Genomic DNA, 22098 nt, shown 5'->3' with positions numbered 1-22098 from the left:
CGCTGCAAAAAGTCGGCACCTCGTGCGGCCTCCGTCGCTATCATGGCCGCGACCATGACGAGCACTCGGCGCATGACCTCCTCGAGCTTTCGACGGTCGCGGTGTCTCCTCGTCGCGTGCGCGGCGCTCGGCGCGGCGTGCGGCGGGGGCGGTGCCGCGACGGATGGGCGAGCCGCCGCCGGCGACGGGGGAGCGCGCGCGGAAGGCGGGGTGCAGGTCCCGGCGGGGAGCTTCGGCGCGCACTGCGCGGTGCTCATCGAGCCCTGCACGAGTCCGCTCTTCTGTGCCGAGGCGCAGGCCGCGCGCGAGGGCTTCTGCACCAAGACCTGCGCCACGAAGGACGCGCCGTGCGCCGACGCGCCGGCCGGCACCCACGCGGTCTGTCTGACGGAGATCCAGACGCAGACCGGCCTGCTCTACGCCTGTCAGTTCCTCTGCCGCGTGCCGCAGCCGGGCGGAGCCGCCGCGACCTACGCCTGTCCGAAAGGCCTCCGCTGCCTCAACACGGGGGACCCGAGCGGCCGCTACGTCTGCCTCCAGTGAGCCGGAGTGCCGCGTCGTGGTGAGCGCCACCCCCCCCGGGCTTCCGCCGGCCGCCCCCGAGAGCTCCATCGCGCTGCACACGCGCGACGGGCTCGTCCTCGAGGCGCTCGAACATCGTCCCGCTCTGGAGCGCGCTCGCGGGCGCGTCGTGGTCTGCCATCCGCATCCGCTGCACGCGGGCACCATGCACAATAAGGTGGTGACGACGGTGGTGCGCGCGGCCGCCGCGCGAGACCTCGCGACGGTGCGCTTCAACTTTCGCGGCGTGGGAGGCAGCCAGGGGACCCACGACGAGGGTGCCGCCGAGCGGCTCGACGTGCTCGCCGCACTCGCGCGCGCCGACGAGCTTTCGGACCATCGGGGGATGCGCGTCCTGGCCGGCTACAGCTTCGGCTCGGCCGTCTCGTGCGCGGTGCTCGCGGGGGGCGAGCGCGTGGACCGGTTGCTCCTCGTCGCGCCGCCGCTCGACGTGCGAGCCGTGCCGCCTCCGCCGTTGCCCGCGGAGGGGCTGCTCCTCGTGGTGGCCGACGACGATCCTTTCTGCAGTGTGACGGCGGCCGAGCGCTTCGTCGCGAGCTACGGCGACGCCCGGGTGCGCCTGCAGCTCGTTCCGGGGGCGGGACACTTCTTTCACGGCCTGCTGCAGCCGCTGGCCGAGGCCGTGGGCGCGTTCCTCGGGCCGCGCGACGACGTGCTCAGTTAAGGAGCGTGGGCTCCCCGTCGCTGTCCTCGTCGTCCTCCTCGTCGTCGGTCTCGGCCAGAGGCCCGGCCTGATGGTGGGCCAGTCGCCAGCGCCCGTTCTCCAGGACGAAGAGGTTGGTCGCGATGAGCGTTCCCTCACCGGCCGTCTCGCGACAGACGACGTAGGCCGCGTCACCGCAGACGTGGATCGATTCGTGGCTGCAGACGATCTTGGGGGCCGAGGGGCTGGAGAGGATCGCGTCCCAGGCGGCCATCACCTGCTCGCGCCCGAGGAGCACGTCCCACCCCGGGTGGATGCACGCGACGGGAGCCTGCTCCGCCCAGACCAGATCCATCGCCTCGAGGTCGCGCTGGGCGAACGCCTCGTAGAAGGCTTCATTGGCGGCGAGGATGGCTTGTCGAGACATCGGTGCGGTTCCGTGCTCTCGCGCCGAGCCGAGCGGGCGAGTGTCGCGCACTCTACTTCCGCTCCCCCTGCCGCGCAACCGCTCCCTGATCCGTCGTTACGCGATGCGCCGCCGCCCCTTGGCTGAAGCGCGCGCGTGGGTCACACTCGTTGAATAGCGCTCCATGCACGGACTCGTCATCAAAGATGCGCCGCTCGAGGCGATCCTCGCCGGTGAGAAGACCTGGGAGATCCGCGGCAGCGCGACGACGCGCCGGGGCCTCATCGGGCTCATCCGCAGCGGCAGCGGCACGGTCACGGGCGTGTGCGAGCTCGTGGGCGTCCGGGGGCCCCTGTCCGTCGAGGAGCTGGCGGCGCACGCCTCCAACGCGGGGTTTCGCGCGACGCGCTTGCCCTACGCCCGAACGCACGCCTGGGTGCTGGCCGGCGCGAGGCGCCTTCTGCGGCCCGTGCCGTACCGTCATCCTCCCGGGGCCGTGATCTGGGTTCGGCTCGCCGACGAGGTGTCCGAGGCGGTGCAGGCGCAGCTCCACACCGTCCCGGCATCGTTTGCCCGAGGAGGTCGCGCATGAGGTTCTCGATCTGGAGCTCGCGCGCGATGCGCCTGGTTCTTGCCGCGCTGCTGGCCGGCGCGGCCGCGTGCACCGTGCAGAACCCGAACTTCGTGCCCGGCTCGGGAGGCGCGACCGACGGCAGCGCCGCGGCGGATCGTGGAGCGGGGTCCTCCGACCGAGGCACCACGACGCCCCCCGGCGAGTGCGACATCCTCATGCCCTCGTGTCTGACCTGCACCCCCGGCGTGACGGTGGCCATCTGCGACGGGCGCCTGTCCATCTCCTGCGGGTCCGACGGCCGGCCGGTGAGGCAGCTCTGTTCGGGAACCTGCAAGGACGGTCGTTGTCAGGGGGGCTGCACGAAGGTCGCCTTCTATCGCGACGCGGACGGCGACGGACACGGTGACCCCGACCGCTCGCAGCAGGCCTGCACGGCTCCGCCCGGGTTCGTGCAGAGCCGAGACGACTGCGACGACGACGACAACCTCGTCTTCCCGGGGCAGACCCGCTTCTTCGAGGAGCGCAGCAAGAACAACGACGACTTCGACTACAACTGCGACAACCGCGAGGAGGCGCGCAGCTCGACCATGATGGCCAAGTGCACCCAGAATGCGTGCACCTCGGAAGGCTGGATCGGCTTCGTCCCCGACTGCGGCGCCGAGGGGACCTACGGGCGCTGCACGAAGCCGCCGCAAGGCGGATGCACGCCTTCGACGACCACGGTGGTTCAGGCTTGCCGGTGAGCCGCCTCGCCCTCCGCGCCGCTCTCTGATCTTTCGACGAGCCTCCGACTTCCGAACGTTTCGGCCGTAGGTCGCCGCGTCATTGCGTCGTGATCTTCAGCTCGCGCCGCTGAGGGTGCGTGGTCTGGCCTTTGCTACCGCGTCGTGCGGACCCCTTACGAACAAGGAATGACGATGCGAATGTTTCGAGTTTCGAGCTGCGCCTTGGCCCTCGCCAGCCTCTTTCTTGCCGGGCCGGCCTTCGCGGTGCCGTGCGGTGCCATCGCGAAGGAAGGCTGCTGCGACGGCGAGACCATGAAGTGGTGCTCCTGCGGGATGCTGAAGACGAAGGACTGCAACGCGGCGCCCAACACGCCCAGCTGCGGGTGGGACGGCAAGTGGTACGCCTGCGGCACGAGCGGCGGCGCGGACCCGGCCAAGCTGTTTCCGAAGTCCTGCGGGCCGGCGAGCGATGCCGGGCCGGTGAAAGAAGCCGGCGTGGCGTCGACCTGCCCCGACGCGGGGGTCAGGGACGCGGGGGCCGGCTCCTGCGGCGCGATCACCTCGAAGGGCTGCTGCGCCGGTGAGACCGTGAAGTTCTGCAACAAGGGGAGCGTGCTCACCCGCGACTGCAACACCTCTGACGCGGGGCCCAAGTGCGGCTGGAGCGGTTCGAAGAACTACTACACCTGCGGTACGCCAGGGAGCGCCGACCCCGCGGGCAAGAACGCGATGAACTGCGACGTGGTGACCGATGGCGGCGTGAAGGCCGACGGCGCCGCGCCGACGCGCGACGGCGGCGTGCCGACGGCCGACTCCGGAGTCGCGGACGACAGCGGCGCGGGCGATGATGCCTCCACGACCGACGGAGGTTCGACCCCGACCGACGGAGGCGCCGCGGCTGGGGACGGCAGCGGCACGACCAAGAAGAAGGGCTGCGGCTGCGAGGTTACCGACACCCGCTCGGGCTCCGGTCTCGCGCTCCTCGTGCTCGCCCTGCTCGCCTTCCGTTTTCGCCGCGCGCGCCGCGCTTAGTACTCCCTCCTTCGCGGCGATCCACCGCTTCCCGTAGACCCTCGCGCAAAATCGGAAGCCACCTGCGTCGTCCGGTGGGCGAGAACCCGCAGGGTCCTGCGGGATCGCGAGTTGGTCCCACACTTGCTGGGGGCCGCGAGCATAACAAGTGGCGTCATCGTCGGCGACGCGCTCGGTGAAGCGTCCTCGACGAGACCTGACGAACGAACTGGCCCGCAACTCGGTGGAGTGGGCACGTCGTGGCGGCGAGAGTGCGCACGCGGACGGTGGTCGTGTGTCCGCGGTCCGGCTCGAGCGGTCGCAAGGAGGATGCGTGATGAGTCGATTCAAGGGATGGAGCTGGCTGGCCGTCGCCGCGGCGGTGGTCGCTGGCTGTGGCGAGGGTGCGGGGCCGGAGGACGTCGCCGCCGACCCGAACATCAACAACTCGTTCATCGTCGGGGCTCCGCAGGGCAAGGCGGACACCATCGGCACCAACCGCGCGAACATCACGATCAAGCGCGACGCGCTGGGCAAAGAATTCCTGCTGCAGAGCAACTGGATCTTCCCCTGGGGCGCCCCGATGTTCGGCGCGACGCAGAGCCGCATCGTCTACTTCAAGGAGGTCGGCCGCGAGCTGTTCATGCTCGAGGCGCCGAGCGACTACGCGCTCGACAAGAGCCAGGAAGTGGACATGAAGCTGGTGCTGGCCAAGTTCCCGATCGTGGCCCGTCCCTTCAACGATTTCCTGCGCAAGGAGATCACCTTCGACTTCAACCAGGGGATGGCCCAGATCTTCGTGGACTGGGACTGGTGGACCCCCGACTTCGACTATCCCGACCCGCTCCGCACCTTCGCCGTCCCCGTCGACGCGAGCTACATCGAGTCGGCGAAGGCCGACCGCGCCGACCGCGTGACCATCACGCAGGTGGGCAAGGCCAAGCACGAGTGGGGCAACTTCCCCTTCACGGTGAAGTACTACCTCTCGCCGTACCGCCCCGACCCGACCTACAAGCCCCTCGCGGCGCCGGCCACGATGGACGACATGGGCTTCTTCCAGGTGACGCCGAAGGCGGGCAAGAACGACCGGACCTACGTGTCGAAGGTGGCGCGTTTCCACCCCGAGAAGCAGACCACCTGGGCTCTCTCCACGAACACGCCGGTGCAGTTCCGCCAGGCGGTGCGTGACGGCGTGCTCTACTGGAACAAGGCGCTCGGTCGCGAGTTCTTCAAGGTAGTCGACGCGCCGGCCGGCGTCTCCGCGCCGAACCCCGACTACAACGTGATCCAGTGGGTGGATGCGCCGACCGTGGGCTTCGCCTACGCCGACGCGCAGATGGATCCGCGCACGGGTCAGGTCCTGCACGCGCAGGTCTTCCTGAGCTCCATCTTCGCCGTGTATGGCAAGGCGGACGCGCAGGCGCTCCTCCGTCGCCAGGAAGCCCACAAGCTCTCCGACCCGGTGTCGAAGTACCGCACCAAGCACCGCTGGGCCGGGCTGAAGGGCCTCGGCGCCCGCTTTCAGCACATCCGCGACGCGCGAGAGGTCTACGCTCTGGCGCGGCAGGCGCTCACCACGGGCGCGAGCGACGCGCAGGTCCTCGAGGCCGCCGCGAACGTGGTGCGCTCGGTCGTCGCGCACGAGGTGGGCCACTGCCTCGGCCTGCGGCACAACTTCGCGGCCTCGCAGGACGCGAACGCGGCGCCGGAGACCTTCGACAACCACATGACGAACTTCCTCAAGGGTCAGCCGACCCGCGCGGCCACGGCCATCCCGTCGTCCTCGGTGATGGACTACCTCACGGTGAGCGCGGACTTCGTGGCGGGTCAGCGCATCGCGCTCGGTCAGCCCGGCCTCGAGTACGACGTCCAGGCCGCGAGCGTGCTCTACAAGGGCGCGTCCGTGGTGCCCGGCAAGCACCCCATCTTCTGCAGCGACCTGCCCTCGGGCTGGGCCGGCCTCTTCGGGGCCTACCAGGACTGCCAGGCCTACGACGTGGGCCGTAACCCGATCGAGTTCGCCAAGTGGTACCGCAAGGAGATCCTCGACAACCTGGCCAGCCACTTCTTCGAGCAGTACGTCGGGGCGAAGTCCCCCACCCCCGGGGACCAGCCGGTGGCGCTGAACTACGTCGATCTGTACCCCAAGTACTACGCGATGGACGCCGTGACGCCGCTCTTTACCGCCTTCCGCGGCCTCACCACGGCGGCGAAGACCCTCGCCGTGCGCCGGACCTTCGGCGTGGCGAACGACGCCAACCAGAAGGAAGTGCTCCTGGCCGAGTACGCGGCGACGGCGAGCCGCCTCACCGCGAACGGCGGCTACGCCGGGGCCTTCGGCTGGATGCCCAAGGACTTCGCGGAGACCGCGGCGGCCAAGTTCGACAAGCTCGTCGCGGCGCACGGCACGACCACGGGCTTCTTCGACCAGAAGGTGAGCTTCAGCGACGCCGAGAAGACCCTGATGAAGGCGACCGCACGCGCGGCCTTCAAGAAGGTCGCCGAGCTCGGGACGCAGTACGACCTGACGCTGCTCGGCAACGGCCAGAATCCGTACGAGAGCGAGATCTTCATGCAGAACCCCTGGCTGATGGAGTACATGCAGCCGAGCGACTCGGGGAAGATCGCCGACCAGCCGATGACCAAGAAGCTGCCGGCGTACGCCGCGGAGCGGGTGGCCGACGTGCTCCTCTCCGAGACGGGCAAGAAGATCACGGGTGAGATCACCGTCACCGTCGAGCCCGCGCCGCCGGCCGAAGGGGAAGAGCCCCCGGCCGAGGCAGGTCCGACGGAGAAGAAGATCAAGGTCTCGCTGCCGGTCTACTTCTACCCGGTCGAGACGCGCGTGGTCGCTGCGGGCCTCTTCATGGGGATGCAGGCCGAGTTCGCCTACTACGGCAAGGTCGAGAAGAAGGCGCTCGACGAGAAGTACACCGACGCCATGAACGCCCTCTACGAGGGGACGGTCAAGGACCCGCACCTTCTCCCCTCGGCTCTCTCGCACTGGTTCGCGGACCGTGAGGCCGTGGAGGGCGCGCTCGGCGCCGACATGAGCGGCGGGATGCCCCCCGGCATGCCCCCGATGTAGCTCTTCCCTCCCGAGGCGGGGGGTTCCCGGTGGACCCCTCGCCTCTTTTTCCTTCCGCCTTACCGGCCCGCCCTACGGATCGAACCTGTAGCCCACCCCTCGTACCGTGAGCAGGTGACGCGGAGCCTCGGGGTCCTCCTCGATCTTCGCCCGGAGCCGGGCCACGAAGTTGTCCACCGTGCGGGGCGTGCCGTAGTGCTGGGGTCCCCAGACCGCGTGCATGAGCTGTTCGCGCGTGAAGACCACGGCCGGATGGGCGAGGAAGTAGCGCAGCAGGTCGAACTCGCGCGCCGTCATCTCCACCTCGCGGCCCCGCACGACCACGCGCCGCGAGGCGAGGTCCACCTCCAGGTCGGCGGGGAGCGCCACGCGCGGCTCGGCGGGCGGGGACTGGAGCTGGCGTCGTCGACGCAGGCCGGCGCGCACGCGCGCGAGGAGCTCCGCCAGGCCGAAGGGCTTGGTCAGGTAGTCGTCCGCGCCGAGGGAGAGCCCCAGCACCTTGTCCGCCTCGTGCCCCTTGGCCGAGAGCACGAGGATCGGCAGGTCCGGGTCGGCGGCGCGCACCTCCTCGATCACGCGGAAGCCGTCGAGCTTGGGGAGCATGATGTCCAGCACCACGAGATCGGGGTGGCGCTCGCGGATCGCGCGCAGCCCCTCCTCTCCGTCGCTCGCGCAGAAGACCTCGTACCCCTCGAGGCGCAGGTTCAGCTCGAGGCCTTGCTGGATCGACGGGTCGTCTTCGACGAGCAGGACCTTTTCCGCCATGGGGGGCTCTCTCAGCTCACCGCGGGGAGAGTGATCACGAAGATCGCCCCCCTCTCCGGGCGGCGGCAGAGCGCCACCGTGCCGCCGTGGGCCTGCACGATGTTCTCCACGATGGCCAGGCCGAGCCCGGTGCCGGGGACATTCCCGAGCTCGGCGTCGGGAGCGCGGTAGAACTTCTCGAAGATGCGGCGCTCGGCCACCTCGGGGACGCCCGGGCCGTTGTCTTCCACCTCGAGCTCGACGACCGGCCCGCGGCTCTGCGCGCGCAGGGTGATCTGCTTGTCGGCCCCGGTGTAGCGGTGCGCGTTCTGGAGCAGGTTCAGGAGCGCTTCGGTCATGGCCTGCAGGTTCACGTTCACGCGCGGGAGGTCGGGGGGGAGCTCGCAGGTCACGCGCGCGGGGGTGACGAGGAGCTGCGGGGCAAAGGCGTCGAGCGCCGATTCGACGAGGTCCTCGACGGTGTGCGGGGCCGTGGCGTAGCGGAGCTGGCCGGCCTCCATGCGGGCCCAGAGGAGCAGCCGGTCGATGAGCGTGGTGAGGCGCGCCGTCTCGGTGGCGATCACGTTCAGGCACTGGGCGGTCGTCTCGGGGCTCTCGACGCGCCCCATCTGCAGCGTCTCCACGAACATGCGGATGCTGGTGAGCGGGGTGCGGAGGTCGTGCGAGACCTTCGAGACGAAGTCGGTCTGCAGGCGCGCGATGCCGCGCTCTCGACGGACGTAGACCAGCGTCGCGATCACGCCCGCCACCAGCACGGCGGCAAAGCTCAGGATCAAGATGCCGAAAACCGTCTCGTGGGCCTTCTGGCCGAAGGCCAGCACCAGGATGCCGACCGACAGGATCAGCGCGCTCGGGGTGACGATGAAGATCAGCGCCAGCAGGCCGAGGCGGCGGAACTCCCCGGCTCTCGCCCGGCGCCTCGCACGAGGACGCGGCGCGGCAGGGGCGGGAGCAGGGGTGGGGGCGGCGGATACGCTCTCGGCCAAGGATTCGGTCACGGGCGCGCCGATCTCGGAGGGTCCCCGGACAGCCTCGGTCGGCCGGGGATCGCCGCCGTGCGGCAAGGACAAGGAATGATGAACCTGTGACACAACCGTGACATGCGCCCTCCCATAGTAAAGCCATGAGAGCGTTGCTTGTCTATCCGCGCTTCCCGCGCACGTACTGGGGCCAGGAATACACCCACGCCATCACCGGAAAGCGCGCGGTCTTGCCGCCGCTCGGGCTGCTCACGGTGGCCGCGCTGTGCCCCGCGCACTGGCGCCTGCGGCTCGTGGATCTGAACGTGGAGCCGCTGTCCGACGCCGACCTCGCCTGGAGCGACGTGGTGCTGCTCTCCGCCATGCGCGTGCAGCAGGAGTCGTTCCACGAGGTGGTGCGTCGCGCGCACGCGGCGGGGAAGCGCGTCGTGGCGGGGGGCCCGTACGTGACGACCGATCCCGAGGCGGCCCCCGAGGTGGATCATCTCGTGCTCGGCGAGGCGGAGGACCTTCTGCCGGGGTTTCTGGCCGCGCTCGAGGCGGGGGACGCGCCCGCTCGGGTGGGCCCGGCCGCCGCGCGGCCCGATCCGGCGAAGAGCCCGCCGCCGCGCTTCGACCTCCTCAAGGTCCAGCACTACACGGCGGTCGGGGTGCAGTTCTCCCGCGGGTGCCCCTTCAACTGCGAGTTCTGCGACATCATCGAGATCTTCGGTCGCGTGCCGCGGACCAAGTCGCCCGAGCAGTTCGTCGCGGAGCTCGACGCCGTGCGGGCTACCGGCTATCGCGGCGCGGTCTTCGTCGTCGACGACAACTTCATCGGCAACAAGGTCGCGGCGAAGCGCATGCTCGGTGCGCTTGGCACGTGGAGCCGGACGCACGCCTTTCCGTTCGATTTCTTCACCGAGGCCTCGGTCAACCTGGCCGGGGAGGACGCGCTCGTCGCGGCGCTCGTCGCGGCCGGCTTCTCCGCGGTCTTCCTCGGCATCGAGACGCCCTCGCGCGAGGCGCTCGCCGAGACGCACAAGCGGCAGAACCTGCACCTCGAGCTGGATCGCGCGGTGGAGAAGCTCGTCTCGAGCGGCCTGAACGTGATGGCCGGCTTCATCGTGGGCTTCGACGCCGACGACGCCCAGATCTTCGAGCGGCAGCACGAGTTCATCTCGCGCTCGCCGATCGCCATGGCCATGGTGGGGATGCTCACGGCGCTTCCTGGCACGCAGCTCTGGCGGCGGCTCAAGGCCGAGGGTCGGCTGCGCCACGTCAGCGAGGGGGGTAACCAGGGGCGGTCGAACTTCGTCACTCGGCTCCCCGAGGACGAGCTCGTGGCAGGTTACGAGCGCCTCCTCGCGCGGCTCTACGAACCGCGGGCCTACTTCGGCAGGGCGCTCCGGAGCCTCGAGCTCCAGCGCGGGGCGAAGGCGAGCCCCTATCGCCGGCCCCTCGGGTTCGCGGCGCGCGCGCTGGCCCTGTCGATCTGGAAGCAGGGGGTGCGCGGGAGCTACCGCGCCGAGTACTGGCGTTTCCTCGCGCAGGCGGCGCTGCTCGGCCGCCAGAGTTTCGCGCGCGGCATGGCCTTCGCCATCGCGGGGGAGCACATGATCCGCTTCACCGCGGAGGACGTGCTCCCGGCGCTGGCCTGCACGGGCGGACCCAGGGAGAGCGCGGTCGAAGAGGCGACGGCGAGCGCGGCGGCGACTACTTCGAGGCGGGCGGCTCGAGCGGCTGCTTCGCGAGGTAGCGCTTGGCCAGCGCCTCCACCTGCTCCTTCTTCTCTCCCGCCCCGAGCACAACCCACTGCTTCTTGACGTAGATGAGCGCGGCGTGGACGTCGTCCACGGCCTTCTCCCTCTCCCAGGACCAGATGTCGCAGTACACGATCCACGGGCCGCCGCGGCCCACGCTGGTGAGCTTCGAGAAGTCGGCCTTCAGGTACCACTTCTTGCGCGAGCCCTGGCCGAAGACCGCCTTGCCCGGTAGTCCCGAGCCGCCGACGAGGTTCTTCTCGTAGCCCGCGGGGAACCAGTGGGCCTTGAAGACCTTCTCGTTCGGCGTGCGCAGGGCGCCTTCCATGGCGGTGAAGATGCGCTGCATCCCGGCCACGTCCGGGTCGCTGGCGCGAGTGGGCGAGGGTGCGACGATGGTGACGAGCGCCGCACTGGCGGCGAGGATGGATCCAGCCAAGCGAGTATCGAGCATGAAGACCTCCATGGGGCCCGGTCATAGCATGGCTCCGGAGGGTTCACGTAGCGCGATAGCGAACCGGTCGGGCAAGCCTGGCCGCGTGTCCCTCGGTCACGGCGCGCTTCAGCCAGGTCGTGAGCTGGGGCTTCGTCAGCTCGAGCGCCGCGAGCAGCGCAGCCTCGGTGAGCGGCCCATCGGCGGTGAGGGCGCGTAGCCGGGAGAGGAAGAAGGCGTAGAAGGAGTCGGGTGGAGGGGCCTCTGTAGGCGGCGGGCGGGGCGGCGCCTCGGGCTTCGGGGCCACCGCTCGGGGTCGGAGGTCGAGCTCCACCTGAGCGGGTGCGAGGGCGACGGTGCGCGGCGTGCGCTCCCCAGTCGAAGGGGAGGCGACGGGTGCGGCGTTGGCAGGGGCCTCCGACGACGCGGCGAAGAGCGCTGCGAGGTCGAGCTCGCCGTCGGGAAGCGGCCGTGCTCCGCGCCCCAGCAGCGCCGCGTTGCCCGGCGGCGTATCGCCGGTGCGCCGCACCCAGAGCGGCACCCAGCGGTGCTTGAGGTCTTCGAGCGCGCCGGCCCAGGTGCCGCCCTTGCCCTCGGTGGAGGTGACGACCACAGCGGCTTCGGCGAGCGCGTAGATGTACTTGTTGCGCCCCATCGCGTTGCCCACCTCGAAACCGGTCTCGGGGCCGAAGGGAGAGACCAGCACGAGGTTCTTCGCGAGAAGCCCCTGGCGAAATCGCGCCGAGGTGGCGGACTTCAGCAGGTCGTCCGCCAGCACGCCGACGACGGTGCCCTCGCGGTCCAGCGCGCCGAGCATGGCGGCCTCGTCGATGCCGCGCGCGCCGCCGGAGACGATCGAGTGCCCCTGGGCGGCGGCGGTGCGCCCGAGCTCGGTGGCGAAACCGAGCTCCTCGGCCGTGGCGTTGCGCGAACCCACCACGGCGAGCCCCCCCTTGTCGAGGAGCTCGCGCTTGCCGCAGCCGAAGAGCACGGGTGGAGTCGCGTTCTGGAAGTGCTTCTTGAGGCGCGACGGATAGGCCGTGTCGCCGCGCGTGAGCACCCAGATCCCCGCCCGCGCCCAGCGCTCCGAGGCCAGGCCGAGCGCCGCGCCCCGTCCGAGCAGAAAGCCCACGCGCTCGGGGCCGATGCTCTGGTCGGAGAAGCCGTCGAGCCGCCCTGTGGGGTCGGCCTCGAGCAGGTCCTCGGGGCGAAGCCCGCGTTCGTGCAGCCAGAGCGCGAAGCGGCCCCACTCCGTCGGGGAGAGGGGCCGGGGCTCCGTCGGGCCGGGCTTGCCGAAGCGCGCGGTGAGGAGCAGCACCGCCTGCGTCTGGGGCCCGAGGGTCATCTCAGTCTCCGGTGCTCGTCGAGGCCAGCGCCACGGGCAAGACCGGGCCGCTCCCCGCGCGTCGGAGCAGCGCCGCGATCACCGTCAGGGTCCAGCCCGAGTCCACGATATCGTCTACCAGAAGGACGGGGCCCGGGGGAATGCCCTCTTCGACGGCGAAGACCCCGTCGAGGTTTTGGCACTGCTGGAAGCGATTCTGCTGCTCCTTCTGCGGCGCGTTGTCCCGCACCTTGCGCACGGCGGGCACGAAGGGCAGGCCGAGTCGCGCGGCCAGCCGGCGTGCGAAGTCGGGGACGAGCTCGGGGTGCCGCTGCGATGGGACGCAGGTGAGCCACAGGGGCTCCGGGCACGGCCTCCAACGTGTCGCGATCATCTCCGCCGTGGCATCCACGAGCCCAGCGCCGAAGTGGCCGGCCGCCTTCTCGTCAGCCACCACCTGACCCCATCCCGAATCGCGCCACCGACTGAGCACCCGCCCCTCCTCGGGCAGCAGGTGTGGCGGGATACGTCTGGAGAACCCATATTTCGGCAACGTCCCTCCGTCGAGCTCCTCCCGTGCAACGAAGGGGAAGTCACGTCGCGTGAGGAAACGTGCGGCGTCCTCCTTTGGCACCGCTTCGCTCGCGCCACGGACCACCGGCCGGCCCGTGCAATTCGCGCACCGACCACAGTCGGCGGCGCTCGGATCATCCAGCGCACGAGCGAGAAACCTCATCAGACACTCTTTGGTGTCGAGGTAGCGCTGAACCTCGCGCCATTCCGCCTCGCGGCGAGCCCTGATGTGTCGAACGTATTCCTCGTCGAGCCTGTACTCGACGGGAAGGCGCCTCCATTGGCCGTCCACCTTCATCAGGGGGGCCGACTCGAGGGCCTCGAGGAAGCGCAGCGTGTATCTTAGGCGCGTCTCCTTGAGGTTGGTGCTGCGAAGGAGGCCCTCCTCGCCGAGTCCATCGCACGCGTCGAGCGCGTCGAGCACGGTTTGCACCTCGCCGTCCTTCGGGAAGGCGGCGTCGCGGAAGTAGGCGTTCGTCTTTTCGTCCTCCGGCGACGAGAGCAAGACCCCGACGGCGCGCTCGAGAGCTCGTCCGGCTCGTCCGACCTGCTGGTAGTAGGAGACGAGCGAACCGGGGGCTTGGAGGTGAATCACGAACCCGAGGTCTGGCTTGTCGAACCCCATGCCCAGGGCCGTCGTACAGACCAAGGCCTTGACGCGGTTCTCGAGGAGCATCCGTTCCAGTTGGACGCGGTGGTCGGCCTTTCTGCGGCCGGAAGAGTCCTCGACGCCGGCATGGTAGGGCCGTGCGTCGATGCCTCTCTGCTGAAGCCACGTCGACGCTTCCTCGGCGAGTCGCTTGGTCAGCACGTAGATGATGCCCGCGCCCTCCAGGCCCGGCAGATATTTCGCGAGCCAGGTGAGGCAGGCGGCCTGGTCCGGGAGGCGAAGGTTCTGCAGGGCCAGGCTATTGCGCACCAGGGAGCCCCGCTGGATGCCGATGCCCCCCAGTTGGGTCACGACGTCGTCGATGACGCGCTGGTTGGCGGTGGCCGTGGTGCCCAGGACCGCGACCTGGGGCGTCATGTGTTGCAGGACCCTGACGATGCGCCGGTAGTCGGGACGGAAGTCGTGTCCCCAGTCGGAGATGCAGTGCGCCTCGTCGACGACGAGCATGCCGACGTTCCGTGCCACCGGTTCGAGGGTCTCCCGCACGAAGGCGTCGTTGCTCAGACGCTCGGGCGAGATGAGGAGGGCGTCGACCTGATTCGCACGCAGGGCGCGCTGGATCGCCGGCCAGTCCTGGCGGTTGGCGGAATTGACGGTACGGGCGCGCAGCCCCAGTCGTTTCGCCGCCTCGAGTTGGTTGCGCATGAGCGCAAGCAGGGGCGAGATGATGATCGTTGGTCCACGCCCTCGGTTGCGCAGCAGCCGCGTGGCGATGAAGTAGACGCTGCTCTTGCCCCAGCCCGTGCGCTCGACCACGAGCAGTCGCTCGCGCCGGTTGACCAGGCGGTCGATGGCTTCCCACTGACCTGGGCGAAAGTCCGCTTCCGGATTAGCCAGGGCCTGTCGCAGGATCTCCCGTCCTTCCAGCCGATCTCGTGCGAGCTTGCTCACGCGCCTTGTCCCCCCCTTCGTTGCCCTGCGATGGCATCGCGGTCCCCGGGCTCTATTCCAGACCGCACCCGGTCGGGTAGCAGACGCTGGAGCCCGCGAGAATCTGACAGGGGGTCAGGTCCTTTCTGCGGCGCGCCGCTTGGCCCTGGGCCGCACTCCCTACCTCTGGTAGCATGAGCCGCCGGAACAGCCCATCGGCTTCGCCAGACAGGGGGATGCATCCCGACCCGCAGCAGACCGGAGAAGACTTCGTCAACGAAGCGCGGCGGCGGAGCGAGCGGCGCCAAGGCCCAGGTCTGGGCCGTGCTCGGTCGACCGGACGGAGAGGGCGTGGAGGGCGATCCCACGCCGGGGGTCAGGGTGCGCTGGACGACGCCCCGCTCGCCGTACACCTGGCTCCGCGAGGACCTGGTGCTGGTCTGCGACGGTCCGCGGGAGCCGAAGGTGGTCGCCGTCGCCGAGCTCGCCGGGGTGGAGGGCATCGGCCCGCGCGGGCACTTCATCTTCTATCTGCGCCGACGGACGGGGCAGCTCGCGCGACCCGTGGCACTGGGGGTGCCCGTGCCGACACGGAGCGGCGTGGGCACTGTCGTGCGCGTTGGTCCCGTCAAGGCGAAGGCCCTGCTGGCGGCCATCGCGAAGCAGAACCCGAGCGCCGGGGAGGAGCTCGAGCGCGCGGCCGAGGCGAAGCAGCTCGCGGAGCGGGCCGAGCGGGAGGCGAAACGGGGCCTCGTGCGCCGCCGGATGGAAGCGCGAGCGGCCGCGAAGCGCATCCGGACTGTCGAATACGGGGACGCGTCGATGCTGCGCGAGGGGCCGAACGTCGCCCCCGGCCGAGGGATCGCCACGCTCAGCGTCCGGCAGCCGTGGGCCTGGGCCATACTGCACGCCGGCAAGGACGTGGAGAACCGCGCTATGAACTGCACGCGGCGGGGCCGGATTGCCCTTCACGCCTCGGCCGCGCCGCCCAGCCTCGAGGCGCTCGAGGAGTGCGAGGCCCTGTGCGGGCTCCACGTTCCCGACGAGCTGCCCCTCGGTTGCATCGTTGGTACCGTGGAGGTCGTCGGCACGAGCCAGGCCTCGCCTTCGCCCTGGGCCATCCACGGCGCCTGGCACTGGCAGCTCGCGGCCCCGCGCGTCCTCGAGGAGCCGCTCCCCGCCAAGGGCGCCGTGGGCTGGTGGTTCTTCGATGCGGTGGCAAAGAAGCGGGGGTAGGGGAGGGGAGGTCGCCACAAGCCAGCTCGACCGCCTGATCGCAGAATAGACACTCGACAGCATATTCACCATAGTTCATAATCATCCCATGGTCGAGGTGCTGGTCACCGACGAGTTCGTCGGCTGGTTCGAGACCCTCGACGATGCAGACGGCCGCGCGGTGAAGCGGTGCGTGGACCTACTCGAGCAGCGTGGCGTGGCGCTCGGCCATCCCCATGCGAGCGCGATCAATGGAAGCCGCTACGCGCTCCGTGAGCTGCGCATTCAGTCCGGAGGCCGTCCGTTGCGCGTGCTCTACGCTTTCGACCCGAGGCGAAATGCGGTGCTGATCATCGGTGGTGACAAGACGGGTGACGGTCGCTTCTACGAAAGGATGGTTCCGCGGGCGGAAAACATCTGGGCGCAGTACCTGGCCGAGCAGGCCGCAGGGCTGCACGACGAGGAGGATTGAGCATGCCGAGCAAGCCGAAGCGCTGGAAGGACGTCAGAGCGCGTCTCGACGCGCGGCTGACCCCGGCCCAGGTCGCCGAGGATGAGCAGTGGGTGGAACGAGCGTCGCTGGAGCTGGACCTGCGCGAGGTTCGCGAGCTCCTCGGCATCACCCAGGAGGAGCTCGCGCAGAGGGTCAAGACCACCCAGTCCGAGCTCTCCCGCCTCGAGCGCCGCGAGGACAAGCGCCTCTCGACCCTGCGCCGCTACGTCGAGGCCCTGGGTGGTGAGCTCGAGGTGACGATCCGCTTCGGCAACAAGATGGTGCGGCTGAGCGGTCGGTAGGGCTCTTCCCCGCTCAGCGGTTCTTCTTGCGCGCCTTGCTGGTCGCCGTGCGCTTCCCCTTCTTCTTTGCCCGCGCCTTTGCGCCCGGCGCGGCCTTCTTCGGGGCGCGCGGTGGCTCGCCGAACGAGGGCAGGCCGAAGGAAACCGGCAACGGCCTGGACTCGATCGCTCGCATCCACGCCTGCAACCCGGCCTCGGTGCTCGTGTCGTAGCCCGCGTCGCGGCCCGCCACGACGAGGGACTTCCCCATGCCAAAGTTGCTCGAGTCCGACAGCGCGGCCTCAAGCTTGGCCACGGCCTTGCCTCCGAGCACGCGCAGGCAGGCCTCGGCTTGCGGCAGCTCGAGCTCACGCTTGAGGAAGGCGTAGAACGCCCGGCTCTGCTCGATGGTCGATCGCGCGGCCTCCGCCTCGATCAATACCTTGCGTGGGATGATAGCGAAGACAATCTCCCGCAGCTCGCTTGGCCCGAGCGTCGCGATCGTGGCGCCGAAGTGGTCCGCGCCGAAGTCCATGATCATGCGGCACGCGCCGAGCTCGGTGAGTGACGCCGCCTCGGGAGACGCCGCGAAGCTCCGCATGAGCTCGTCCTCGAGTGGGCCCAGCGCGTCGGGATCGAGCTCCTCTCCGTCCTGGTCGAGCGCTCGTAGCGCGGCGAGCACGTCGTACGGGGGCCGCAGCTCCGTGGCCACCCGCTCGTACGGCGCCTGCAGCGTGACCTCGAGCTCGCCGACGTGGGTTCGAACGGAGAGGGTTTGGGCAAAGGGCCCGTCGCCGTCCCACGCCGCGTCGAGGGCCTCCCTGGCGCCGAGCACCTCGGTCAAGGCGAGCGCGAGCGCCTCTGCAAGCGTCAGCTCCTCGGCGGTGGTCGGGCGCACGACGAGATCCTCGTCGACCGCGACGAGCCACGGGTAGGCGTCTGCGGCGGCGACCTCCCAGCCGTGCTCCGCGATCTCCTTGCGCAGCGCCGGGCTGAGCTCCGCCCCGCGCTCGAAGTTGAGCGCGACGTGCGGAGGCAACGCGGGCTCGTCGCCCTCCTCGATGGCGTCGGCCGCGTCGACAAAAGCTTCGTAGTCGTCGAGGTCCGCGAAGAGGACCAGCCCGAGATGGTGCCCCATCTGGCCGATGACGGAGACCACCGCCCCGCGCACGCCGAGCGCCTCGATCGTCAGGCGGAAGAGGCTATTGTCGCCCGGCACGATCTCCCAGGGCTTCGCGCGAAACAAGGCCGCCGCGGCGCGGAAGAACGAGGCCACGTGGTCGGGCCCGACCTTGGGCGACAGGTACGATGTCTCGTCGTCGGCGTCCGCCGCCAGCGCCTCCCGCAGCGAGGCGAGCGCCGCGTCGATCTCCGGCGTCGGTGCGCACACCACCTCGAGCGTCGGGTGCCCCGCGCGGAGCGCTGCTGCAAGCTCGGGCGAGGCGACGCGCACGCGGGACGGGGCGCGCGCCGGCCCCCACATCGGGCGCTCGATTGTGTCGCGCAGTATGTCGGCAGCCCGCGCGAGGAGCGTCCCGGGCTTGCCGGCCCGGTGGCCGAGCATGGCCCCGTCGGCGTTCATCCAGAAGAGCGCCTCGGGTCGGTACGGCTCGCCCTCGCCCGTCACGTACGCCGGCATCGAGACGATGCCCCCCACCCACTCGATGCCCCTGCGCCGCGTGTTGGTCGCCATCGGCTTCGCCCTCCCGACGTGGGCGCGAGCCTAACGCTGGGGCGGCAGGGAACACCAGGGTCTCTGAGGTCGTGGCGCTCTCGAGGTCGCGGCCAGGCGGGGGCACTACTCAGTAGTCGTAACCCGACTCGTAGTCGTGGGTGTCCCAGTCGAGCTCGCCGCTCCCGAGGCCCTCGGGGGCCAGGTCGTCCTGGTCCGGATGGCCGTCGTCCCAGTCGTCCCCGCCGACCCCGTCGTCGCTGTCCTCGGAGAGCACGTTACCGTCACGGTCGAGGCGCGCGAACTCCCACTCCCCGTCGACGCCGTCGTCCTCGTCGGCACCGGCGTCCTCGAGCGCGCGCACGATCGAGCGGGCGTCCGTCGCCGACCAGCCCGGAAGCCGTCGACCGCGGAACGCCGCCCGCTCGGCGCGTGTCTCGAGCTCGGCCTGCGCGTCCAGCTCGGCCTCCCAGCTCATGGCCGCCTCGATCTCCCAGAGCTCGAGCCCGTCCACCTCGCCCTCGACCCGCGTCTCCTCCAGCCCCTCGAAGGAGATGGAGATCAGCGATGCCGCCGCGTCCATCCAGCTCGGCGGCTCCGCCGCGGCCAGTCCCTCCGCCGCGCGCAGCAGCCCAAAGAGTCCCAGCTCATCGCCGACCACGTCCTCCTCCAGCCCCTCCGGCGCCACCGTCGCGCGATCGCGCACGTCCACCACAGGCGGCTCCGCGCCCATCCACGCTGCCTCGTAGAAACCTCGATGCATGGCGTCACCTCCTCCGTCGAGCGGCCGCCTCGGCGGCGGCAGTGGTTGATCGAGGGTGAAGACGCTCCGAGGGCCGGGAATCTGACAGGGCGGTTGCGTACGAAGATGGCACGGGTGGCTGGCGCCGTTCGAAGGCCGTCGGCGCCGCGCGAAGGTCAGTCGCACGAGTTGGCGAGTGAGAGCTCGGCCCGGGTCCTCTTCTGGGCCTCGACGGTCACCGTGACCTTGCGCAGACCCGGCAGACAGGTGTCGCGGTAATCGGAGCTCGACGTGTCGTTCGCCCCGGCGTTCGCGTTGTCGTCGAGGAACGCGCGCACGTCCGTCGAGCCCGCGGCGAGGCAGCCGAGGTCTACGCTGAAAGACGCGCTCGTCGGTTTCAAATCGGAGCTCGGCAGGACCTTCCGGGCGAGGACGGAGGTGCCCTGCGTCGCGCTCACGATCAACGGGCCCACGCCATCTACCTCCGTCGGCCACACCTTCCAGGGGAAGTTGGACTCGTCGGCGAGCCGCGTGACCACCGCCAGGAGGCAGCCCTCCGAGGGGCCGCACGTGCAGCCGGAGGGTGCCGAGGTGTCCCCGGGGCTCCGATCCAGCGCGGGGCGCCCGTCGCCGGGGGACCTGCCGTCCACGGTTCGGCTGTCGCCCGAGGGGAGACTTCCGTCGGGCGAGGGACTGCTCGAGGACCCGCATCCTGGGCCCAGGGCGAAGAGCGGCAGGAGCAGAAGAGACCCGATACCGGCACGCACGCGCATGTCGCCCTCCTTGTGATCGATGGACCGTACCGCATCGAGGCGGCGCCACCGCTGATACCGGCACGCCCGCCCTTGGCAGTCGCTCGAGGAGACGTATCTTTACGTCAAGACCGTGGGCGGCGCTATCGCCGAGGAGGCTGAGACATGGTACCCGGACAGGATCTTCAAGGTCGCACGGCGGCGCAGCCAACCCCGGCGGCCGCGGCCAGGGCCATCGAGGGCATCTACCAGGCCCCCAGCCTCCACTGGGTGGGCGACGGGTTTCGCGTCGCCGGCTATTTCTCGGCGATACCGGACGCGGTCCGCAAGCTGGACCCGTTTCTCTTGCTCGACTACCACCCGACGTACGAATACCCGCCGGCGGTGCGCCCGCGGGGCGTCGGTGTGCATCCGCATCGCGGGTTCGAGACCGTGACGCTGGCCTTTCAGGGGAGCGTCGCGCACCACGACAGCACCGGCGCCGGCGGCGTGATCGGGCCCGGCGACGTCCAGTGGATGACCGCGGCCTCGGGCATCCTCCACAAGGAACACCACGAGGCCGGCTGGGCGAAGCACGGCGGCCCGTTCCAGATGGCGCAGCTCTGGGTGAACCTGCCCCGGGCGCACAAGATGGACGCGCCGCACTACCAGGCCATCGCCGCCGACCGGATGGGCCAGGTCGCGCTGCCCAACGACGCCGGCCAGGTGCGAATCATCGCGGGCGAATTCCAGGGCGCCAAGGGACCGGCGAAGACCTACACGCCGATGAGCGTGCTCGACGTCCGCCTGAACGCCGGGGGCACGGTCGAGCTCCCGTTCCCGGCCCGCCAGAATGTTGGGCTGCTGGTGATGCAGGGTGAGCTCACGGTCAACGGCGCGGCGAAGGCGACCATGCACGACTTCGTTGTCTTCGAGAACCAGGGCGACCGGATCGTCGTCGAGGCGGGCCCCGAGGCCCAGCTCCTGGTCCTCGGGGGAGAGCCGATCGGCGAGCCGGTGGTGCAGTACGGGCCCTTCGTCATGAACAGCCGGCGGGAGATCGAGCAGGCGATCCACGACTTCAACAGCGGGAAGTTCGGGGACCTCGAGGACTGATGGAGGAGACGGCCATGACGTCGGGCAGCTCGCGCCGGACGGCGTCGGAGCTCCTCAAGCTGCGGCGGTGGAACGCGGAGCTACCGCTTCGGGTGCGGCGGAGGAGCAGGCGGCAGGCCCGGCGTGCAGCTCGCCACGAACTCCTGCGTCGTGCTCGCCCCCTGCGCGTCGGTCACGCGGGCGCGGACCACGGCCGGGGTGGGCTCGCCTCCTTCTACCAGGGAGGGACAGTCCACGGTCCAGATCACCTCGCTCGTCGTGGCGGTCGTCGTGGGCGTCGCGAGTGTGCCGCCCGTGGCCGACCAGGCGAAGGTGAGGGCCTGTCCCTCGGGATCTCGGGCCTGCACTCGGAAGGTCATGGTCGTGCCCACCACGCCCGTCGTCGCCGACTGGTAGGCAAGCTCGATCTCCGGCGCGACGTTCGGCGTCGGGGCCGGGCCCACCTCGATCGTGATCGCCCCGCTCGTGCTCCCGCCGGCTCCGTCGCTCACCGCCACGCTCAGGGTGCACCGCCGGCCCGCCGGCGCCACCGCCGGCGCCGTCCAGGTCGGGCTCGGGCTGGAGGGCACATCGAAGGTCCCCGCGCACGCGCCTCCCCCGTCGCTCCAGGCGAACTGGAGCGCGGCCTGCTCGGGATCGAACGCGCTCGTCGAAAGGCTCACTACGCCGCCCCCGTCCACGCGGCCGGGCGTCGCGACGAGCTGGCTCAGGACCGGCCAGGTATTCAGCGTGGCCACCACCAGCGCTCCGCCACGTGCTCGCGACTGGCTCACGGTGATCGCGAAGCCAAGCGACCGCGTGCCGCCGCGCCCGTCGCTCACCTGCACGGTGAGCTGCGCCGCACCCTCGGTCGCGGGCGCAGTCCAGACGGGATCCTGCACCGCCGCATCGTCAAAGCTGCCGAGGGTCGCACTCCAGTCGTAGACCAGCACGTCTCCGGCGTCGTCATCGCGGGCCGAGAGATCGATCGTCACGGTCTGTCCCGGCGCCACCGCCTCGGACGAGAGCACAAGCCCATGGATGATCGGCACGCGGTTGGCAAAGGGGGGCGGAGGCGTCACCTGCTGGAGGACCAGCATTACCGTCGCGGTGCGCCCGGGCTCGATCAGCACCCCGCTCAGCTTTCCGCCGTAGACGCGCGCGCCGCCCGCGTCGAAGGCATCTCCCGCGAAGGTCCGAGCCGTGCCGGCGGGAATGCCGCTGATCGTCCCCGTCCACTGTCCGGAGCTGAGGGTGAGGTCCTGCACGATCGGCGTGGGGATCCCGGGCCCCGAGATCGTCACCGCCACACGGCGTACGTCCGCGGCCGAGAGCTTGGGCGTCACGACGTGGATCGTGCCGCTCTCGACCGTCCCCTTGCCGCAGCCCGCGCCCAAGCCCACGAGGGCTCCGACTAGACCCCAGACTCGCATCCCGCTTCTGCTTCCCATCGCCAGCCTCTACTTCGTTTCTCGGGTTACAG

At 70.3% G+C, this 22098-nt stretch carries 21 protein-coding genes; 11 read left to right on the top strand and 10 right to left on the bottom strand.

Features of this window, described 5'->3' with window-relative positions; translation table 11 throughout:
- Nucleotides 1-54 precede the first annotated feature (54 nt).
- Both IT371_12160 and IT371_12155 read left to right on the top strand, forming a co-directional pair.
- The gene (locus tag IT371_12160) at nucleotides 55-543 is read left to right on the top strand and encodes a hypothetical protein (GenBank protein MCC6748407.1); all 489 of its coding nucleotides are present in this window, start codon (nucleotides 55-57) and stop codon (nucleotides 541-543) included.
- A 16-nt stretch (nucleotides 544-559) separates the two neighbouring features.
- The gene (locus IT371_12155) at nucleotides 560-1246 is read left to right on the top strand and encodes an alpha/beta hydrolase (protein MCC6748406.1); all 687 of its coding nucleotides are present in this window, start codon (nucleotides 560-562) and stop codon (nucleotides 1244-1246) included.
- On the opposite strand, the gene IT371_12150 is transcribed toward IT371_12155, so the two are convergent.
- Nucleotides 1239-1652, bottom strand: coding sequence for a nuclear transport factor 2 family protein (locus IT371_12150; protein MCC6748405.1), 414 nt, complete (start codon nucleotides 1650-1652; stop codon nucleotides 1239-1241). The two genes, IT371_12155 and IT371_12150, sit on opposite strands and share 8 nt — an antisense overlap.
- A 163-nt stretch (nucleotides 1653-1815) precedes the next feature.
- On the opposite strand from IT371_12150, the gene IT371_12145 reads away from it, so the two are divergent.
- From IT371_12145 to IT371_12130, 4 genes are all read left to right on the top strand, one after another.
- Nucleotides 1816-2223, top strand: coding sequence for an ASCH domain-containing protein (locus tag IT371_12145; protein ID MCC6748404.1), 408 nt, complete (start codon nucleotides 1816-1818; stop codon nucleotides 2221-2223).
- Nucleotides 2220-2948, top strand: coding sequence for a hypothetical protein (locus IT371_12140; protein ID MCC6748403.1), 729 nt, complete (start codon nucleotides 2220-2222; stop codon nucleotides 2946-2948). Before IT371_12145 ends, IT371_12140 begins: the two co-directional genes overlap by 4 nt.
- Before the next feature lie 174 nt (nucleotides 2949-3122).
- Complete coding sequence (locus tag IT371_12135) at nucleotides 3123-3962, top strand: hypothetical protein (protein MCC6748402.1); 840 nt, start codon at nucleotides 3123-3125, stop codon at nucleotides 3960-3962.
- Nucleotides 3963-4278: 316 nt separating this feature from the next.
- Nucleotides 4279-7029: a zinc-dependent metalloprotease gene (locus IT371_12130; protein ID MCC6748401.1), complete on the top strand. Its 2751-nt coding sequence runs from the start codon at nucleotides 4279-4281 to the stop codon at nucleotides 7027-7029.
- A 72-nt stretch (nucleotides 7030-7101) separates the two neighbouring features.
- Here IT371_12130 and IT371_12125 read toward each other — a convergent pair whose 3' ends face one another.
- The gene (locus tag IT371_12125) at nucleotides 7102-7794 is read right to left on the bottom strand and encodes a response regulator transcription factor (protein MCC6748400.1); all 693 of its coding nucleotides are present in this window, start codon (nucleotides 7792-7794) and stop codon (nucleotides 7102-7104) included.
- 11 nt (nucleotides 7795-7805) lie between these two features.
- Nucleotides 7806-8675 (bottom strand): sensor histidine kinase, encoded by an 870-nt coding sequence (locus IT371_12120; protein ID MCC6748399.1) that lies wholly within the window; start codon nucleotides 8673-8675, stop codon nucleotides 7806-7808.
- A gap of 242 nt (nucleotides 8676-8917) precedes the next feature.
- Here IT371_12120 and IT371_12115 point away from each other — a divergent pair, with 242 nt between their 5' ends.
- On the top strand, nucleotides 8918-10579 hold the full coding sequence (locus IT371_12115; protein MCC6748398.1) for a B12-binding domain-containing radical SAM protein: 1662 nt from the start codon (nucleotides 8918-8920) through the stop codon (nucleotides 10577-10579).
- Here the strand turns inward: IT371_12115 and IT371_12110 are convergent.
- The 3 genes from IT371_12110 to IT371_12100 are packed head-to-tail and all read right to left on the bottom strand — an operon-like array spanning nucleotide 10470 to nucleotide 14407.
- Nucleotides 10470-10970 carry a hypothetical protein gene (locus IT371_12110; GenBank protein ID MCC6748397.1) on the bottom strand — a complete coding sequence of 167 codons (501 nt, stop codon included), beginning with the start codon at nucleotides 10968-10970 and terminating at the stop codon, nucleotides 10470-10472. The two genes, IT371_12115 and IT371_12110, sit on opposite strands and share 110 nt — an antisense overlap.
- Nucleotides 10971-11013: 43 nt before the next feature.
- Nucleotides 11014-12294 (bottom strand): DNA-protecting protein DprA, encoded by a 1281-nt coding sequence (locus IT371_12105; GenBank protein MCC6748396.1) that lies wholly within the window; start codon nucleotides 12292-12294, stop codon nucleotides 11014-11016.
- 1 nt (nucleotide 12295) lies between these two features.
- Nucleotides 12296-14407 carry a RecQ family ATP-dependent DNA helicase gene (locus IT371_12100; protein MCC6748395.1) on the bottom strand — a complete coding sequence of 704 codons (2112 nt, stop codon included), beginning with the start codon at nucleotides 14405-14407 and terminating at the stop codon, nucleotides 12296-12298.
- 330 nt (nucleotides 14408-14737) lie between these two features.
- On the opposite strand from IT371_12100, the gene IT371_12095 reads away from it, so the two are divergent.
- From IT371_12095 to IT371_12085, 3 genes are all read left to right on the top strand, one after another.
- On the top strand, nucleotides 14738-15622 hold the full coding sequence (locus IT371_12095; GenBank protein MCC6748394.1) for a hypothetical protein: 885 nt from the start codon (nucleotides 14738-14740) through the stop codon (nucleotides 15620-15622).
- Nucleotides 15623-15710: 88 nt separating this feature from the next.
- Nucleotides 15711-16073: a type II toxin-antitoxin system RelE/ParE family toxin gene (locus IT371_12090; protein MCC6748393.1), complete on the top strand. Its 363-nt coding sequence runs from the start codon at nucleotides 15711-15713 to the stop codon at nucleotides 16071-16073.
- Nucleotides 16074-16075: 2 nt separating this feature from the next.
- Nucleotides 16076-16396 carry an XRE family transcriptional regulator gene (locus IT371_12085; GenBank protein ID MCC6748392.1) on the top strand — a complete coding sequence of 107 codons (321 nt, stop codon included), beginning with the start codon at nucleotides 16076-16078 and terminating at the stop codon, nucleotides 16394-16396.
- A 13-nt stretch (nucleotides 16397-16409) separates the two neighbouring features.
- Here the strand turns inward: IT371_12085 and IT371_12080 are convergent, their stop codons facing one another.
- The 3 genes from IT371_12080 to IT371_12070 form a co-directional block, all read right to left on the bottom strand.
- Nucleotides 16410-18068, bottom strand: a complete 1659-nt coding sequence (locus tag IT371_12080; GenBank protein ID MCC6748391.1) for a hypothetical protein — start codon at nucleotides 18066-18068, stop codon at nucleotides 16410-16412.
- A gap of 109 nt (nucleotides 18069-18177) precedes the next feature.
- Entirely contained in the window at nucleotides 18178-18810 is a 633-nt protein-coding gene (locus IT371_12075) for a hypothetical protein (GenBank protein ID MCC6748390.1), read from the bottom strand.
- A 155-nt stretch (nucleotides 18811-18965) separates the two neighbouring features.
- Nucleotides 18966-19562, bottom strand: coding sequence for a hypothetical protein (locus IT371_12070; protein MCC6748389.1), 597 nt, complete (start codon nucleotides 19560-19562; stop codon nucleotides 18966-18968).
- 144 nt (nucleotides 19563-19706) lie between these two features.
- Between IT371_12070 and IT371_12065 the strand changes: the two genes are divergently transcribed.
- Nucleotides 19707-20636, top strand: coding sequence for a pirin family protein (locus IT371_12065; protein MCC6748388.1), 930 nt, complete (start codon nucleotides 19707-19709; stop codon nucleotides 20634-20636).
- 80 nt (nucleotides 20637-20716) lie between these two features.
- Here the strand turns inward: IT371_12065 and IT371_12060 are convergent, their stop codons facing one another.
- Nucleotides 20717-22048: a hypothetical protein gene (locus IT371_12060; GenBank protein MCC6748387.1), complete on the bottom strand. Its 1332-nt coding sequence runs from the start codon at nucleotides 22046-22048 to the stop codon at nucleotides 20717-20719.
- Nucleotides 22049-22098 lie beyond the last annotated feature (50 nt).

It is taken from the genome of Deltaproteobacteria bacterium (assembly GCA_020848905.1).
Taxonomy (GTDB): Bacteria; Myxococcota_A; Polyangia.
The sequence above is the reverse complement of the archived record's forward strand: the minus strand, read 5'-3'. Positions and strand labels throughout refer to the sequence as shown.

What these genes read in the sequence shown, in the direction of transcription:
- IT371_12160 (MCC6748407.1), top strand. Translation starts at nt 55, where the DNA reads ATGACGAGCACTCGGCGCATGACCTCCTCGAGCTTTCGACGGTCGCGG.
- IT371_12150 (MCC6748405.1), bottom strand. Translation starts at nt 1,652, where the DNA reads ATGTCTCGACAAGCCATCCTCGCCGCCAATGAAGCCTTCTACGAGGCG.
- IT371_12145 (MCC6748404.1), top strand. Translation starts at nt 1,816, where the DNA reads ATGCACGGACTCGTCATCAAAGATGCGCCGCTCGAGGCGATCCTCGCC.
- IT371_12140 (MCC6748403.1), top strand. Translation starts at nt 2,220, where the DNA reads ATGAGGTTCTCGATCTGGAGCTCGCGCGCGATGCGCCTGGTTCTTGCC.
- IT371_12135 (MCC6748402.1), top strand. Translation starts at nt 3,123, where the DNA reads ATGCGAATGTTTCGAGTTTCGAGCTGCGCCTTGGCCCTCGCCAGCCTC.
- IT371_12130 (MCC6748401.1), top strand. Translation starts at nt 4,279, where the DNA reads ATGAGTCGATTCAAGGGATGGAGCTGGCTGGCCGTCGCCGCGGCGGTG.
- IT371_12125 (MCC6748400.1), bottom strand. Translation starts at nt 7,794, where the DNA reads ATGGCGGAAAAGGTCCTGCTCGTCGAAGACGACCCGTCGATCCAGCAA.
- IT371_12115 (MCC6748398.1), top strand. Translation starts at nt 8,918, where the DNA reads ATGAGAGCGTTGCTTGTCTATCCGCGCTTCCCGCGCACGTACTGGGGC.
- IT371_12110 (MCC6748397.1), bottom strand. Translation starts at nt 10,970, where the DNA reads ATGCTCGATACTCGCTTGGCTGGATCCATCCTCGCCGCCAGTGCGGCG.
- IT371_12105 (MCC6748396.1), bottom strand. Translation starts at nt 12,294, where the DNA reads ATGACCCTCGGGCCCCAGACGCAGGCGGTGCTGCTCCTCACCGCGCGC.
- IT371_12090 (MCC6748393.1), top strand. Translation starts at nt 15,711, where the DNA reads ATGGTCGAGGTGCTGGTCACCGACGAGTTCGTCGGCTGGTTCGAGACC.
- IT371_12085 (MCC6748392.1), top strand. Translation starts at nt 16,076, where the DNA reads ATGCCGAGCAAGCCGAAGCGCTGGAAGGACGTCAGAGCGCGTCTCGAC.
- IT371_12080 (MCC6748391.1), bottom strand. Translation starts at nt 18,068, where the DNA reads ATGGCGACCAACACGCGGCGCAGGGGCATCGAGTGGGTGGGGGGCATC.
- IT371_12075 (MCC6748390.1), bottom strand. Translation starts at nt 18,810, where the DNA reads ATGCATCGAGGTTTCTACGAGGCAGCGTGGATGGGCGCGGAGCCGCCT.
- IT371_12070 (MCC6748389.1), bottom strand. Translation starts at nt 19,562, where the DNA reads ATGCGCGTGCGTGCCGGTATCGGGTCTCTTCTGCTCCTGCCGCTCTTC.
- IT371_12065 (MCC6748388.1), top strand. Translation starts at nt 19,707, where the DNA reads ATGGTACCCGGACAGGATCTTCAAGGTCGCACGGCGGCGCAGCCAACC.
- IT371_12060 (MCC6748387.1), bottom strand. Translation starts at nt 22,048, where the DNA reads ATGCGAGTCTGGGGTCTAGTCGGAGCCCTCGTGGGCTTGGGCGCGGGC.